Source organism: Sinorhizobium medicae (assembly GCF_007827695.1).
GTDB classification, from domain to species: Bacteria; Pseudomonadota; Alphaproteobacteria; order Rhizobiales; family Rhizobiaceae; genus Sinorhizobium; species Sinorhizobium medicae.
Window position 1 is genome coordinate 22,521 of sequence record NZ_VITA01000008.1, and the last position, 14,110, is coordinate 36,630.

Annotated in this window: 10 protein-coding genes and 1 pseudogene; 5 read left to right on the forward strand and 6 right to left on the reverse strand. The window is 61.3% G+C overall.

Annotation, left to right across the window (positions count from 1 at the left end):
• Window positions 1-492: a pantetheine-phosphate adenylyltransferase gene (coaD, locus tag FB009_RS15475; protein WP_024311835.1), complete on the reverse strand. Its 492-nt coding sequence runs from the start codon at window positions 490-492 to the stop codon at window positions 1-3.
• 222 nt (window positions 493-714) lie between these two features.
• Between coaD and FB009_RS32725 the strand changes: the two genes are divergently transcribed.
• The gene (locus tag FB009_RS32725) at window positions 715-873 is read left to right on the forward strand and encodes a hypothetical protein (RefSeq protein WP_018208578.1); all 159 of its coding nucleotides are present in this window, start codon (window positions 715-717) and stop codon (window positions 871-873) included.
• A 225-nt stretch (window positions 874-1,098) separates the two neighbouring features.
• Here FB009_RS32725 and FB009_RS15480 read toward each other — a convergent pair.
• The 3 genes and pseudogenes from FB009_RS15480 to FB009_RS15490 all read right to left on the reverse strand — a co-directional run bounded on the left by FB009_RS15480 (window position 1,099) and on the right by FB009_RS15490 (window position 4,988).
• Window positions 1,099-2,500 (reverse strand): annotated as a pseudogene (locus tag FB009_RS15480) (MATE family efflux transporter).
• A 157-nt stretch (window positions 2,501-2,657) separates the two neighbouring features.
• Window positions 2,658-3,923, reverse strand: coding sequence for a TCR/Tet family MFS transporter (locus FB009_RS15485; RefSeq protein ID WP_011975423.1), 1,266 nt, complete (start codon window positions 3,921-3,923; stop codon window positions 2,658-2,660).
• Between the two features lie 156 nt (window positions 3,924-4,079).
• Window positions 4,080-4,988: a LysR family transcriptional regulator gene (locus FB009_RS15490; protein WP_011975422.1), complete on the reverse strand. Its 909-nt coding sequence runs from the start codon at window positions 4,986-4,988 to the stop codon at window positions 4,080-4,082.
• A gap of 117 nt (window positions 4,989-5,105) precedes the next feature.
• Between FB009_RS15490 and FB009_RS15495 the strand changes: the two genes are divergently transcribed.
• Complete coding sequence (locus FB009_RS15495; RefSeq protein ID WP_011975421.1) at window positions 5,106-6,104, forward strand: aldo/keto reductase; 999 nt, start codon at window positions 5,106-5,108, stop codon at window positions 6,102-6,104.
• A gap of 43 nt (window positions 6,105-6,147) precedes the next feature.
• Here the strand turns inward: FB009_RS15495 and ypfJ are convergent, their stop codons facing one another.
• Window positions 6,148-7,083 (reverse strand): KPN_02809 family neutral zinc metallopeptidase, encoded by a 936-nt coding sequence (ypfJ, locus tag FB009_RS15500; protein WP_145161665.1) that lies wholly within the window; start codon window positions 7,081-7,083, stop codon window positions 6,148-6,150.
• A gap of 218 nt (window positions 7,084-7,301) precedes the next feature.
• Between ypfJ and FB009_RS15505 the strand changes: the two genes are divergently transcribed.
• The 3 genes from FB009_RS15505 (at window position 7,302) to FB009_RS15515 (ending at window position 12,480) form a co-directional block, all read left to right on the forward strand.
• Window positions 7,302-8,336, forward strand: a complete 1,035-nt coding sequence (locus tag FB009_RS15505) for a zinc-dependent alcohol dehydrogenase family protein (protein WP_011975419.1) — start codon at window positions 7,302-7,304, stop codon at window positions 8,334-8,336.
• A 209-nt stretch (window positions 8,337-8,545) separates the two neighbouring features.
• The gene (gene carB, locus FB009_RS15510) at window positions 8,546-12,037 is read left to right on the forward strand and encodes a carbamoyl-phosphate synthase large subunit (RefSeq protein ID WP_018010866.1); all 3,492 of its coding nucleotides are present in this window, start codon (window positions 8,546-8,548) and stop codon (window positions 12,035-12,037) included.
• A 131-nt stretch (window positions 12,038-12,168) separates the two neighbouring features.
• The gene (locus FB009_RS15515) at window positions 12,169-12,480 is read left to right on the forward strand and encodes a hypothetical protein (RefSeq protein ID WP_011975417.1); all 312 of its coding nucleotides are present in this window, start codon (window positions 12,169-12,171) and stop codon (window positions 12,478-12,480) included.
• Here the strand turns inward: FB009_RS15515 and FB009_RS15520 are convergent.
• Entirely contained in the window at window positions 12,425-13,876 is a 1,452-nt protein-coding gene (locus FB009_RS15520; protein WP_024311834.1) for an MFS transporter, read from the reverse strand. The two genes, FB009_RS15515 and FB009_RS15520, sit on opposite strands and share 56 nt — an antisense overlap.
• Between the last annotated feature and the right edge of the window lie 234 nt (window positions 13,877-14,110).

The following is a 14,110-nucleotide window of genomic DNA, read 5'->3' on the forward strand; positions in this document are numbered from 1 at the left end:
TTACTTGCGCTTGGCCTGAAGCGCCTGATGAACCGCGCCGGGGACGAAAGCGCTGACGTCACCGCCCATGGCCGCGATCTGCCGAACCAATGTGGCCGTAATGGGCCGGGAGGCAGTACCCGCCGGCAGAAAGAGGGTCTGAATGTCGGGAGCCATCTGCCGGTTCATGCCCGCCATCTGCATTTCGTAGTCAAGGTCGGTTCCGTCACGAAGCCCTCGAACGAGCAGCCTTGCGCCATGCTTTCGCGCAGCATCGACCACCAGATTGTCGAAGGATACGACGGAAATGTCCACTGCCCTCTCCGGTAGCGTTTCCACGAGGGCCGCACGAATGAGGTCCGCCCTTTCATCGAAGGAGAAAAGCGGCGCCTTGCCGGGATGGGCTCCTATCGCGACGATGACCTTCGCTGCGACGTTCAATGCCTGTACGAGTACATCGAGATGCCCGTTGGTGATCGGATCGAAGGAGCCGGGATAGAAAGCCGTGGTCATCGCGCCAGTTTCCGTTTGGTGAAGCCTTTTGTCATGGACGGCGCCGAACCGCAAGGGTTGTACTATCCTGCTCTTGTTCCTTGGGAAACAGCGGCGGCAAAGGGCTGAATGCTAGATGAACGCAACGTTCAAGAAGGTTTTACGCGGCAAGCGGTAATGTCGAACCAAGTAGCGGGAACTTTTTCGAGTATACGCCGTTTAAATCGGCGAAAGGAGACGGCCATGGGACTTGCTCTGTTTTCGATGGCGATGTTCATCGCGATGGTCGCTGCAACGATCAATGCGTTGCGAGATGAGACCCGTGACCGTGCAACCGTTCTGTTGCCGGTGGCCGCGCGCCGCAGGCGCAACCAGTCGAATCATCATCGTTTGCCACGCTGAACCAATGCCTCCAGGAAACTTCTCGCCGGAAGTTTCAAAATAAGCGATCCCATTTCTTCCCCTGATGTGATCGCTCTGTAAGCCGGACGGTCTCCCCTGCCCGTCCGGCTTTCTTTTTCTTCAATGATGCAGCATTGCGACTGCCTCGAGCAGAGGTCTGCCTCAAGCGATCATGAACCGCCAAACGCTTCTCACACGGCCGATCCGACCTGAAAACATCATGATCTAAGACGCAGCCGGCACCCTGCTGACCGATCGAAGCAGTCGAAAGAAGCGCCAGTTGAGCAAGAGCGCCGCCGATGCAAGGCCAAGGACGAAGCCGAACCACACGCCGACACCGCCGAAATTCAGCGGGAAAGCAAAGATCCAGGCGCAGAAGAAGCCTATCGGCCAATAGGCGATCATCGCCAGGATCATCGGCACTGTTGTGTCCTTCAACCCGCGCAGCATACCAGCGGCGATCGCCTGAAGGCCATCTACGAGCTGGAAGGCGCCGGCAATGACGATCAGCGGTCCGGCAAAGGCGAGAACTTCGGCAGCATCCGGTCGCCTCGTATCGAGATAGAGCGACGCGAGATCATGCGGAAACAGCGCGAAAATCGTGCTGCCGACGGCAGCAAAGCCGATGCCGAGCGTTAGCACCGCAACCGCGGCACGCTTCACGCCGACCATGTCGCCGCTGCCATAGGCCAAGCCGATCCGCACCGTTCCGGCCTGTGCCAGCCCAAGAGGGATCATGAAGGCGATGGAGGCGAACTGGAGCGCTATGCCATGGGCTGCCAGTTCTATGGTGCCGATCGTGCCCATCAGCAGCGAGGCGACGGTAAAGAGGCTCACTTCGGCGAGAATTGTAATCGAGATCGGAATGCCGAGATAGATCACCTCGCCAAAGGCCGGCCAGTCCGGTCGCCAGAAGCGGACGAAAAGCTCATAGCGGTGAAGTTCCGGTTGCCGGCGGATATAGCCGATCGTCAGGGCCGCGCCGAGCAGCGCTACGCCAAGGGCGGCAACGGCCGCGCCGAAGATCCCCAGTTCCGGAAAGCCGAAATGGCCGAAAATGAGAACGTAACAAAGCGCGGCATTCAGAACCAGGGTCACGAGCGTTACATAGAGGATCACCCCCGCCCGTTCGAGGCCGCTCAGGAATGCTCTGAGCACCATGAACAGAAGGCTCGGGAAGATCGCCCACTGGGCTATATGGAGATATTCCCCGGCAAGCCGCGACTTCGGGTTCCTGTCCGGCAAAGAGGAGGATCGGCTCGGCCATCCAGAGGATCGGCGCCGTCAGTACGCCGTAAAGCAGCACCACCCACATGCCCATCCGCACCGAACGCCGGACGGAGATATGGTCGCCCCGCCCCTGCGCCTGAGCGACCATCGGGACCACTGCATTGGCAAACCCGCTGCCGAAGATGAAGATCGTGAAAAAGACCTGGGTCGCAAGGATGATCGATGCAAGCTGGGTCGCCCCCAACTGACCGACCATGAGCACGTCCGTGGTATTGATCGCCAGCTGCGCGAGCTGCGCGCCGATGAAGGGCACACCCAGATAAAGGCTCGCACGAAAATGCGTGGCCCACGAATTGTCGCCCTGCGGAAGCACGAGATCTTTGGTCGCAGTCAGCATGAAGAATCCTGGCTCTGCAGCGGCAGTGGACAAAATAGGTAAAGCAAGAAGAACGATCGAATTAGAGCACCACCGGGACTTGCGCCAGCGGTAATGGCGCGGCTGCTCAATTTTTCATCGATCGATCAACATAATTGATCAATCTGAAGGCATGAAATCAGGATGATGCCTCCGCTATGCCGGGCACCCCATCCCGATAGGTGCCACCCCGTCCGGTGCGGACCTTGGCAAGGAATATCAGCAATGCGGCGATGATCAGGCAGCCGGCCACCGCATAGGGAGCCCCGGAAAAGGCATAGGTGGCGGCGGGGTTAGTGAAATAGGCAAAAATCTGCGTAAACATCAGAGGTCCGATGATCGTCGTCATGCTCGATATACTGGTGAGCGCGCCTTGCAATTCGCCCTGTGCGGAGGGCGGGACATGGACCGACGCTATGCTGCGGAGCGGCGGATCGGCAAGGCTTTCAAGCGCGGTCGCGACGATCACAGCATATACCATCCAGCCTTCCCAGGCAGCAGCATAGCCGGCCATTCCGAGAGCCGTGAATGTAAGCCCGAGCGCGGCCGTTCGCCTTTCTCCCAATGCCGGGACGACGCGCGGCAGTACCAGCGCCATGACGATTGCGCCGCCGACGCCGAAAATCCCCAATGAAAGCCCGATCTGCCCTTCGCTCCACCCATAGCGATAGGAAGCGACGAAGGACCAGACGGCGGGGTAGACGGCGTGCGCCAGCCAGTAGAGGAAGAAGACGAGGCCCACCCAGCCGATACCCGGGTAATGACGCATCTGCTTGAGCGCGCCGAACGGATTGGCCCGGCGCCATTCGAAGCGACGCCGATTGGCCGGATCGAGCGTTTCCGGCAGGAGAAAGGCACCCATGACGAAATTGAGGAACGACAGCGCTGCGGCACCATAAAAGGGCACCCTTGGTCCCAGTTCCCCAAGGACACCTCCTATGACCGGGCCCAGTGCAAAACCGGTTCCGAAGGCAATGCCGATCAGCCCGAAGTTCTTGGCGCGGTTTTCGTCATTGCTGACATCGGCGATGTAAGCGGACGCGGTGCCGAAACTCGCGCCGCTGATCCCGGCAAGGCTGCGCCCGATGAAAAGCATCCAGTAGCTCGTCGCAAGCGCGCAGATCAGGTTGTCGATAGCGAAGGTCAGCACGGAGGCCAAAAGGATCGGCCGGCGCCCGAATCGGTCGCTCAGATTCCCGATGAGCGGCGCGAAGAAGAACTGCATCGCCGAATAAACGAGCAGCAGCCAGCCGCCGTCGATTGCCGCTTCACCAACATCCGCCCCCGTCAATTCCTCGAGATAGCTCGGCAATACAGGGACAATGATGGCGATACCCATAATATCGAGGAAGAGGATCATAAAGACGAGGAAAAGACCGCGCTTCACAAATTTCTGGTCGATCATGAGCTCCCCCCTGTCTGCCGGAGCGGAGACAGACCGTGAACAAAGTTACCAGTTTAGGTGTAACAACTTGCCTGAGCCGAAACAATACGTGAACATCTCAAAGTATTTGATCGTGACGATCGAGCGCGCTGATATTTCGTATTCGCCGGCACTCCATCACCGCCCCGCCTGCCGCTGCTCGGACTTCAAGAAATCCACAAAGGCGCGGAGAGGTGCCGGCAGATGTCTGCGACCCGCATAATAAAGAAACGGCCCGGGAAAACTCGTTTCCCAGGCGTCAAGGACCGTAATCAGTCGCCCGGCCTCGATTTCCGGCTTCAGGAATTCTTCGAATGTGCGGATCACCCCCAGTCCGTCCACAGCCGCGCTGATTTCGAGCTCGATCGTGTTGGCGAGTACGGTTGAGGGTGGCGCGATGATTATTGTCGCGTCTCCCTCGCCGAACTCCCATGGCAGCATCACGCCATTCTGAAAGCGATGGCGCACGGTTGCGTGCTCGAGGAGATCACGCGGATGCTGCGGTTCGCCTCGGCGGGCAAGATAATCCGGGGCCGCCGCAGTGATGTAGCGCTGTACGCGCGGCCCCAGGGGAATTGCGATCATATCCTTCTCGACCCGCTCTTCGTATCGCACGCCGGCGTCGAACCCCGCGGCAAGGACATCGATGAAGCCATCCTCGGCGGTCACCTCCAGCGTGATCGCCGGATGCGCTTTCATGAAGCGGCCGACGAGCGGCGGCAGAATAACCCTTGCTACGATGGTCGGAACGTTCAGCCGCAATGTGCCCGCGGGGCTGTCGCGCTCGCTCGCGACCTGGTCGAGCGCCCCGGCAATCTCGCCGAGCGCAGGCGTCAAACGTTCGAGCAAGCGCTTGCCCGCTTCCGTCGGCGTGACGCTGCGCGTGGTGCGGTTGAGCAATCGGACGCCGAGTTTTGCCTCCAGCCGCCGCAAGGCTTCGCTGAGCGCAGAAGCGGAAACGCCGCGCTTGCGCGCGGCCGTGCGAAAGCTGCGCTCGCGTGCAACTGCGGCGAAAGCATCGAGATCGGCAAGAGGCAGGTCGTTCATTGTGCGAAAACCAGAACAAGCCGTTTGGCTTGCCGGTGATTATCGCACAGCGCCGTTCGAAGTAAACATCTACCGACGCAAGCGGCCACGGCACGGCCTCAACTAAGGAGAAATGAGATGCGTATGATTCCGCTCGGAAATTCCGGCCAGAAGGTATCGTCGATCGGGCTCGGCTGCATGGGCATGTCGGATCTGTACGGTCCATCGGACCGCGCCGAAAGCATCGCCACCATTCATGCGGCAATCGATGCGGGCATCACCCTGTTGGACACCGGCGACTTTTACGGCATGGGGCATAACGAGATGCTGATCGGGGAGGCGCTGAAGGGACGTCTTCGCGACCAGGTCCAGTTGAGTGTCAAGTTCGGCGCATTGCGCGATGCGTCGGGCACATGGCTCGGCTACGATGCACGGCCCAAGGCGGTGCGCAACTTTCTCGCCTATACGCTGCAGCGCCTGGGAGTCGACTATATCGATGTCTATCGCCCGGCCCGCCTCGATAGCGATGTACCCATAGAGGATACCATCGGCGCCATCGCGGACTTGGTGAAGGCCGGCTACGTGCGCCATATCGGTCTCTCCGAAGTAGGCCCGCAAAAGATAAGGCGCGCTGCCGCCGTTCACCCCATCTCGGACCTGCAGATTGAATATTCCCTGATTTCACGCGGCATTGAGGATGAAATCGTGCCGGTGTGCCGCGAGCTCGGCATCGCCGTCACTGCCTATGGCGTGCTTTCGCGAGGCCTGATCAGCGGCCATTGGCAGAGGGGTGATGCGAAGAGCGGCGACTTCCGTGCGATGAGCCCCCGATTCCAGGAAGGAAATGTCGAGCGGAACCTCGCCTTGGTGGAGGCGCTCCGGCGCATCGCCGATGCCAAAGGCGTCACCGTCGCGCAAATCGCCATTGCCTGGGTGGCCGCCCAGGGAGAGGACATCGTGCCTCTCATCGGCGCGCGCCGCCGGGATCGTCTCGCCGAAGCACTCGGTTCCCAGGCAGTTGACCTGGATGCCGGCGACATCTCTGCGATCGAAAGCGCCGTGCCAAAGAACGCCGCTGCCGGCGCGCGCTATCCGGAAGCGCAGCTTGTACACATGGACAGCGAGCGGCAGAAATGAACAGCGGCGCCGGACCGGGGATGGCCCCGGTTCGGCCACGCGGTCAGACACCGCCGGAGAAAGTGTCGCAATCCGACATCTTGCCGCTGTCGAAACCGCGCTTGAACCATCGCCTCCGCTGTTCGGACGTGCCGTGGTTGAAACTCTCCGGGACGACATAACCTTGCATGCGCTTCTGCAAAGTATCGTCGCCGATCTGGGTGGCGGCATTCAATGCCTCCTCCAGATCGCCGCGCTCCAGAAGGCCCTTCTGTTCCGTGTATTTGCCCCAGATTCCTGCAAAGCAGTCCGCCTGCAGCTCGACGCGAACCGACATCTGGTTCGACTCGGCCTCGCTCATGCGCTGCCGCATCTCGTTGAATTTGGGCAATACGCCGATCAGGTTCTGAACGTGATGACCAACCTCGTGCGCTAGCACGTAGGCCTGGGCGAAATCGCCGGAGGCTTCGAATTTCTGCGCCAGCTCGTCGAAGAAGCCCATATCGAGATAGACCCTACGATCGCCGGGGCAATAGAACGGACCCGAGGCGGAAGAGGCAAAGCCGCAGGCCGAGCGGACCGAGCCGCTGAACAGCACCAGCCGAGGTTCCTCGTACTGCTCGCCGCTCGCCTGAAAAATGCCGTTCCAGGTGTCTTCCGTTTCCGCAAGCACCGTGGCCATGAAGGCTTTCATCTCTTCTTCCTCGGCCGTGCCCTGCGGCGCTCCGGACCCGTCGCTCTGCTCGAAGCCCGGCATGTTCGCCGGGCCACCGCCTTCAAGCACCTGCAGCATGTCGATACCCATCGCCTTCAGAACGAAATAGAGAATAACGAGGAATATGAGCGTGCCGAAACTCATGCCGCCGCCGGCGCGGCGCATGCCGCCGCCGCCCGGCAGGCGGAATCCACCGCCTCGGCCGAAGGGGTTGCCTCCTCCGCGCGGGCCGGCTCCGCGCTGATCCTCGATGTTTCCAGACTGGCGGCGGCCCTTCCATTCCATGATCTGTCCTCCAGAAGGCGTCGCCTCTACTTTAGCGCGCTGAGTGATTTTATAAGCCCGGGCGGCAATCCTTGTAAAACGCAATCGCGGTCACGCGGTTGCATGCAGCGCATCGTTTTGTCGGGCCGATCATGCAAGCCTCCCAAGGGCAGCCGGGCAGGATTGACGCTTTCATCCTGTTCCGGTCCAATGGAATGCTGAGAATGGGAGGACCAAGAATGAAGGCATTGCGTCTGGAGTCGGTGGGCGCTATCTCGGTGCGAAATGTCGACATCCCCAAGCCCGGACCTGACGATCTGCTCGTCAAGGTGGAAGCTTGCGGCATCTGCGGTACCGATCGCCACCTCCTGCATGGCGAGTTTCCGTCGACACCCCCGGTCACGCTCGGACACGAGTTCTGCGGGATCGTCATGGAAGCGGGGAGCGCTGTCAAAGACATCGCACCGGGTGCGAGGATCACCGGAGATCCCAATATCTCATGCGGACGCTGCCCCCAGTGCGAAGCGGGCCGGGTCAATCTTTGCCGGAACTTGCGCGCGATCGGCATTCATCGCGATGGCGGCTTTGCCGAATACGTGCTGGTGCCGCGGAAGCAGGCGTTCGAAATTCCGCTTACGCTCGATCCCGCCCATGGCGCCTTCTGCGAGCCCCTCGCCTGCTGCCTGCATGGCATCGACGTATCGGGGATCAAAGTCGGTTCGACCGTGGCAATCCTGGGCGGCGGCGTCATAGGCCTGCTGACGGTTCAGCTCGCCAGGCTTGCCGGGGCAGCGAAGGTCGTTCTCTCGACAAGACAGGCATCGAAGCGCCGTCTGGCTGAAGAGATCGGCGCCACCGCCACGGTAGACCCCTCGGCCGGCGACGTGGTCGAGGCTATCGCTGGTCCGGCAGGCCTCGTCCCCGGGGGCGTCGACGTCGTTATCGAGTGCGCGGGCGTTGCGGAAACCGTGAGACAGTCGACGCGCCTCGCCAAGGCCGGCGGCACGGTCGTCATCCTCGGCGTGCTGCCGCAAGGAGAAAAGGTCGAAATCGAGCCCTTCGACATCCTCTTTCGTGAGCTTCGCGTGCTCGGTTCCTTCATCAATCCTTTCGTCCATCGCCGCGCTGCCGACCTCGTGGCCTCCGGCGCGATCGAAATCGACCGCTTGATTTCGAGGCGCATATCCCTCGACGAAGCGCCGCACGCGATCTCGAATCCCGCCGCTGCCGGCGAGGTGAAGGTACTGGTCATCCCGTCGCGCGAGCCGGCGTAGCAGCAATAGCGCCCAAGCTCGCGGACCTTGGTTCGAAAGCGCTGCCAAATATCTGCGCATTCTTGTCGATTCCGGAATTTTCGGGGTTTCGCTGGCGAAAACATTTGCCTATAAGCCGCTTCTAGCCTGAAAAGACCATCAATGCGCGACCCGGCCGGTGACCTCCCAACCTGGCCGGTTTTTCGCGCAGCTAGAACGGATGATTGCCCATGCCGAAGCGCCAAGACATCAAATCGATCCTCATCATCGGCGCGGGGCCGATCGTCATCGGTCAGGCATGCGAGTTCGACTATTCCGGCACTCAGGCCTGCAAGGCGCTGAAGGAGGAAGGCTACCGGGTCATCCTGGTCAATTCGAATCCGGCAACGATCATGACCGATCCGGGACTCGCCGATGCGACCTATGTCGAGCCGATCACGCCGGAGGTCGTCGCCAAGATCATCGCCAAGGAGCGTCCCGACGCGCTCCTTCCGACCATGGGTGGACAGACGGCGCTCAACACCGCACTGTCTCTGCGCCGCATGGGCGTGCTCGATCGCTACAATGTCGAGATGATTGGTGCGAAGCCGGAGGCGATCGACAAGGCGGAAGATCGTGCCCTGTTCCGGGAGGCGATGGCCCATATCGGCCTGGAAACGCCGAAATCGCGCCTGGCGAACGCCACGGACATCAAGGACCACGACCGCAAGACCCACGAGGCGCAACGCTCCGCGCTCAAGGCAAAGCTTTCCGGCGACGATCTCGACAAGGCCCTGGACGAACTGGAGAACAAGTGGAACCTCGGCGAAGGCGATCGCAAGCAGCGCTATGTGAACCACGCGATGGCGATCGCCGCGCAAGCGCTCGACGATGTCGGCCTCCCCGCGATTATCAGGCCGTCCTTCACGCTCGGTGGCACCGGCGGCGGCATCGCCTATAACCGTTCGGAGTTCTTCGAGATCGTCGGAAGCGGCCTCGATGCCTCGCCTACCACCGAAGTCCTGATCGAAGAGTCGGTCCTGGGCTGGAAGGAATATGAAATGGAGGTCGTCCGCGACAAGGCGGACAACTGCATCATCATCTGCTCTATCGAGAACATCGATCCGATGGGCGTGCACACGGGCGATTCGATCACCGTCGCGCCGGCGCTGACCTTGACCGACAAGGAATATCAGATCATGCGCAACGCCTCTATCGCGGTGCTGCGCGAGATCGGCGTCGAAACGGGCGGATCGAACGTCCAGTTCGCAGTCAACCCTGAAAACGGTCGCCTCGTCGTCATCGAAATGAATCCGCGCGTGTCGCGCTCCTCGGCGCTGGCATCGAAGGCGACCGGCTTCCCGATCGCCAAGATCGCCGCCAAGCTTGCAGTCGGCTATACGCTCGACGAACTGGAAAACGACATCACCGGGGGCGCCACGCCAGCATCCTTCGAGCCGTCGATCGATTACGTAGTCACCAAGATCCCGCGTTTCGCCTTCGAGAAGTTCCCGGGTGCCGAGCCGACGCTTACGACCGCAATGAAATCGGTGGGCGAAGTCATGGCGATCGGGCGGACCTTTGCAGAATCATTGCAGAAGGCACTTCGCGGTCTCGAGACCGGGCTGACCGGGCTCGACGAGATCGAGATTCCTGACTCCGACGAGAATGGCGACGGCCGCAACGCAATCCGCGCCGCGCTCGGAACGCCGACGCCGGACCGGTTGCGCATGGTCGCCCAGGCTCTTCGTCTCGGCATGAGCGAAGCCGAGGTGCATGAAGCCTGCAAGATCGATCCGTGGTTCATCGCGCAGTTCAAGGCGATCGTCGACATGGAGACGCGGATCCGCGAACACGGCCTGCCGGCGGACGCCGAGAACCTGCGCATGCTGAAGGCGATGGGCTTCTCCGACGCGCGGCTTGCGACGCTTACCGGCAAACGCCCGAAAGAGGTCGCGGAGCTCCGCAACGCTCTGAACGTCCGCCCCGTCTACAAGCGCATCGACACCTGTGCGGCCGAGTTCGCCTCGCCGACCGCCTACATGTATTCGACATATGAGACGCCCTTCGTCGGTACCGCCCGCTCGGAGGCGCAGGTCTCGGACCGCAAGAAGGTCGTCATTCTCGGGGGCGGCCCCAACCGGATCGGTCAGGGCATCGAGTTCGACTATTGCTGCTGCCATGCCGCCTTCGCTTTGAAGGACGCCGGTTACGAGGCGATAATGATCAACTGCAACCCGGAGACCGTCTCGACCGACTACGACACCTCCGACAGGCTCTATTTCGAGCCGCTTACGGCGGAAGACGTGATCGAAATCATGCGCGCCGAGCAGGAGAACGGTACTCTGCACGGCGTCATCGTGCAGTTCGGCGGCCAGACGCCGCTGAAGCTCGCGGAAGCGCTCGAAAAGAACGGCATCCCGATCCTCGGCACCGCGCCCGATGCGATCGACCTCGCCGAAGACCGTGACCGGTTCCAGAAGCTTCTGATGAAGCTCGACCTCAACCAGCCGAACAACGGCATTGCCTACTCCGTCGAACAGGCACGCCTCGTCGCCGGAGAAATCGGCTTCCCGCTGGTGGTTCGCCCGTCCTACGTTCTCGGCGGCCGCGCCATGCAGATCATCCATTCCGAAAGCATGCTTCAGAGCTACTTGCTCGATACCGTTCCGGGCCTCGTGCCTGAAGATATCAAGCAGCGCTATCCGAACGACAAGACGGGTCAGATCAACACCCTGCTCGGCAAGAACCCGCTCCTTTTCGACAGCTATCTGACGAATGCGATCGAGGTCGATGTCGATTGCCTTTGCGACGGCAAGGATGTCTTCGTTTGCGGAATCATGGAGCACATCGAGGAGGCCGGCATCCACTCGGGCGACTCGGCCTGCTCGCTGCCGGTTCACTCGCTCGGCGATGACCTCGTCGACGAACTGGAGCGGCAGACCGCAGCGCTGGCCAGGGCGCTGAACGTCGGCGGTCTGATGAACGTGCAGTTCGCGATCAAGGACGGCACGATCTACGTTCTCGAGGTCAATCCCCGCGCTTCGCGCACCGTTCCCTTCGTGGCCAAGACGATCGGCGCGCCAATCGCCAAGATCGCAGCACGCGTCATGGCCGGCGAAGGGCTCGATGACGCGATTGGCGCCTATGGCAAGAAGCCGGATCCGCGCAATCTGAAACATATCGCAGTCAAGGAGGCAGTATTCCCCTTCGCCCGCTTCCCGGGCGTCGATACGCTGCTTGGCCCCGAAATGCGCTCGACCGGCGAGGTCATCGGGCTCGACACCGATTACGCACTGGCCTTTGCGAAGTCACAGCTCGGCGCCGGCGTCGATCTGCCGCGCGACGGAACTGTTTTCGTTTCGGTTCGCGACGAGGACAAGGAGCGGGTGCTTCCCGCCATCCGCATTCTCGCCGACATCGGCTTCAAGGTCATGGCGACCGGCGGCACGGCCCGCTTTCTCGGTGAACGGGGAATGGTGGCGACCAAGATCAACAAGGTCCTGGAAGGCAGACCCCATGTCGAGGACGCCATCCGCAACCGGCAGGTTCAGCTCGTGATCAACACCACGGATGGCAACAAGGCGATTTCCGACTCGAAGTCGCTGCGCCGTGCGACCCTGATGCAGAAGGTGCCCTATTACACCACCATGGCGGGCGCCGAGGCGGCGGCACTCGCCATCAAGGCGCTGAAGGCCGGCAACCTCGAAGTGCGCCCGTTGCAGAGCTATTTCGAGACCTGAACGGGACAGCTTCATTCTTCTGAACGCAGTCTGAACGCTCGGTTCAGGCTGCGTTCCTAGGCGGCATGGTTCCATGTTCCAGGACGCGCGCAAGGCGGTAAGGCCTGGGACGCACCGGATTGGGGCATGACATGCAGCTTTATTTCTTCGATCTCCATTGGGATGACGAGTGTTTCGCCGACGATGAGGGTATCCTCCATTTCGACGAAGGTTCGGCGCTCTATTACGGCCAGCGTATCGCCGACCGAATCGGCCGCGACGTGGATTACGGCTCGCTGAAGGTCAGGGTAAGGTCGGAGGCGGGCGTGATGCTTGCGGCACTCACGCCATCCCAAGGCCGCGGCGTCGAACAGGATGCCCTTCTCGGCCGCAACCGCTCCCTTGCCGCTACGGCATATTTTGGTGAACCTTGCCCTCGCATCGGGCCAGCCGCAGGGTCGTGATCCCGAAGAAGACCGATGCTGCCGCAAGAGTTGCGCCAACTGCAAAGACACCCAGTAATGCCGCCGATATCACCCGATTGCTGGCGCCCTCATCGAAACCTCCGGCATTGGCCACGGCTCCGAAGACCGCCGCGCCGATCGCGTAACCGGCCGATTGCAGCGTCGGAAGCAGCGCGGAGGTCTTGTCGCGTTCCTCTATGGTCGAGACGTTCATCAGCAGCTGGCTCAGCGTCCCCCAGCAAAGGCCGAAACCTGCTCCGATTGCAGCCTGGCTGATGAAGACGAGCTTGTATTCGCCGGTTCCGACGGCCAGCGCCAAGCCAACGAGGCCGAGGCATAGCATCAACGGACCGGTCCAGACGATCTGCACGCGCATCTCATGAGAGCGGAGGCTCGCGATGAGTATCGCCGTCAGGCTCCAGGATATGGCCATCAAGGCGTTCGAGAAGCCAGCCGCAGTCGGGCCGAATCCCCATAGCTGTTGCAGGGCGTAGACGAGGTAAACGGAGCCCGAGGCTTGCGCCAGCGGCATCAGAAGGATGACCCAGAGCCCGGCCCCGAGCGAGTGGGTGGGCGAAAAGGCTCCGAAAGGAAGAATAGACTGCCGCGATCGGCGGTCGAGTCGGACCGTGCTGACGAACACAGCGATCGCTGCCGCCAGCAAACCCGCCATCGCATAATCGTTGGTCGCCGTGCTTGAAAGCGAGACTAGCAAGATCCCGACGCCGAAAGTCACCAGACGCAGCAGGGGAATCGATCCGGCAGACCCTCCCGGGCTTTGCGCCGGCTGGCGCACGATCGCGACGACGAGCACAACGAAGATTGCGGCCGCAGGTATGTTGACGAAGAAGGCCGCGCGCCACGACCAGTATTCCGTCAGCAAACCGGATATGAGCGGGCCGCCGAAGGCGGCACCAGCCCACACGATCGCTTCCGCTCCGAAGATCTTGGGCACCAGCCGTTGCGGGAAAAGCTCCGGTATCAGCGCGTAGCATAGAGCTGCAATGACGCCCTCGCCCAGCCCCTGGAGAACCCTCCCGGCAAGAACCTGAGGCATGCTGCTCGCCATCGTAGCGATGATCGTGCCCGTAGCGAAGACGAGTGCCGCCGCAACCAGTGTGTTGCGTGCGCCGAATCGAGCTTTCTGATTCGCCGCCAGCGCGCCACCGACGATGGCGAAAACGAGATACAGCGTGAACGCCCAGGACAAGAGGGAGGCTCCCCCGAACTCGACAACGGCTGTGGGCAGCGCCGTCGACACGAAGAACTCGTTGAAGGCAAAAAGCGCTACGCCAAGGCACAGTGTCACCGTCGCCGCCAAGTGACGCGGCTGCAGCAGCTCGCTCCAGCGCCCATCCTCCGCGTTGGTAACAGTCTGCTGCGCCGGATCGGCCATTGACGATTTCTCTTCGGCTAAACTCATGATTCGGTCCCTATCGATTTCCGTGGACCAGCACTGATACGACCTCAATCACGGTTGAGGTAAAGAGGTTTCCCCGCCGAATTTCACCTTTACAAGTACGGGCTGGAGTCCGGCGTCCGGCGCTGATCCGCCGCGCGAGGATCGAAAAATCTGGCTTTCGAACTGCCGTTTCTGTTATAAGGTCGGTTCGGTTGTTTGAACGGTTCC

Bases quoted from the DNA above. Each gene is read 5' to 3' on its own strand.
- coaD (WP_024311835.1), bottom strand. From the start codon at position 492: ATGACCACGGCTTTCTATCCCGGCTCCTTCGATCCGATCACCAACGGG.
- FB009_RS32725 (WP_018208578.1), top strand. From the start codon at position 715: ATGGGACTTGCTCTGTTTTCGATGGCGATGTTCATCGCGATGGTCGCT.
- FB009_RS15485 (WP_011975423.1), bottom strand. From the start codon at position 3,923: ATGATCGACCAGAAATTTGTGAAGCGCGGTCTTTTCCTCGTCTTTATG.
- FB009_RS15490 (WP_011975422.1), bottom strand. From the start codon at position 4,988: ATGAACGACCTGCCTCTTGCCGATCTCGATGCTTTCGCCGCAGTTGCA.
- FB009_RS15495 (WP_011975421.1), top strand. From the start codon at position 5,106: ATGCGTATGATTCCGCTCGGAAATTCCGGCCAGAAGGTATCGTCGATC.
- ypfJ (WP_145161665.1), bottom strand. From the start codon at position 7,083: ATGGAATGGAAGGGCCGCCGCCAGTCTGGAAACATCGAGGATCAGCGC.
- FB009_RS15505 (WP_011975419.1), top strand. From the start codon at position 7,302: ATGAAGGCATTGCGTCTGGAGTCGGTGGGCGCTATCTCGGTGCGAAAT.
- carB (WP_018010866.1), top strand. From the start codon at position 8,546: ATGCCGAAGCGCCAAGACATCAAATCGATCCTCATCATCGGCGCGGGG.
- FB009_RS15515 (WP_011975417.1), top strand. From the start codon at position 12,169: ATGCAGCTTTATTTCTTCGATCTCCATTGGGATGACGAGTGTTTCGCC.
- FB009_RS15520 (WP_024311834.1), bottom strand. From the start codon at position 13,876: ATGGCCGATCCGGCGCAGCAGACTGTTACCAACGCGGAGGATGGGCGC.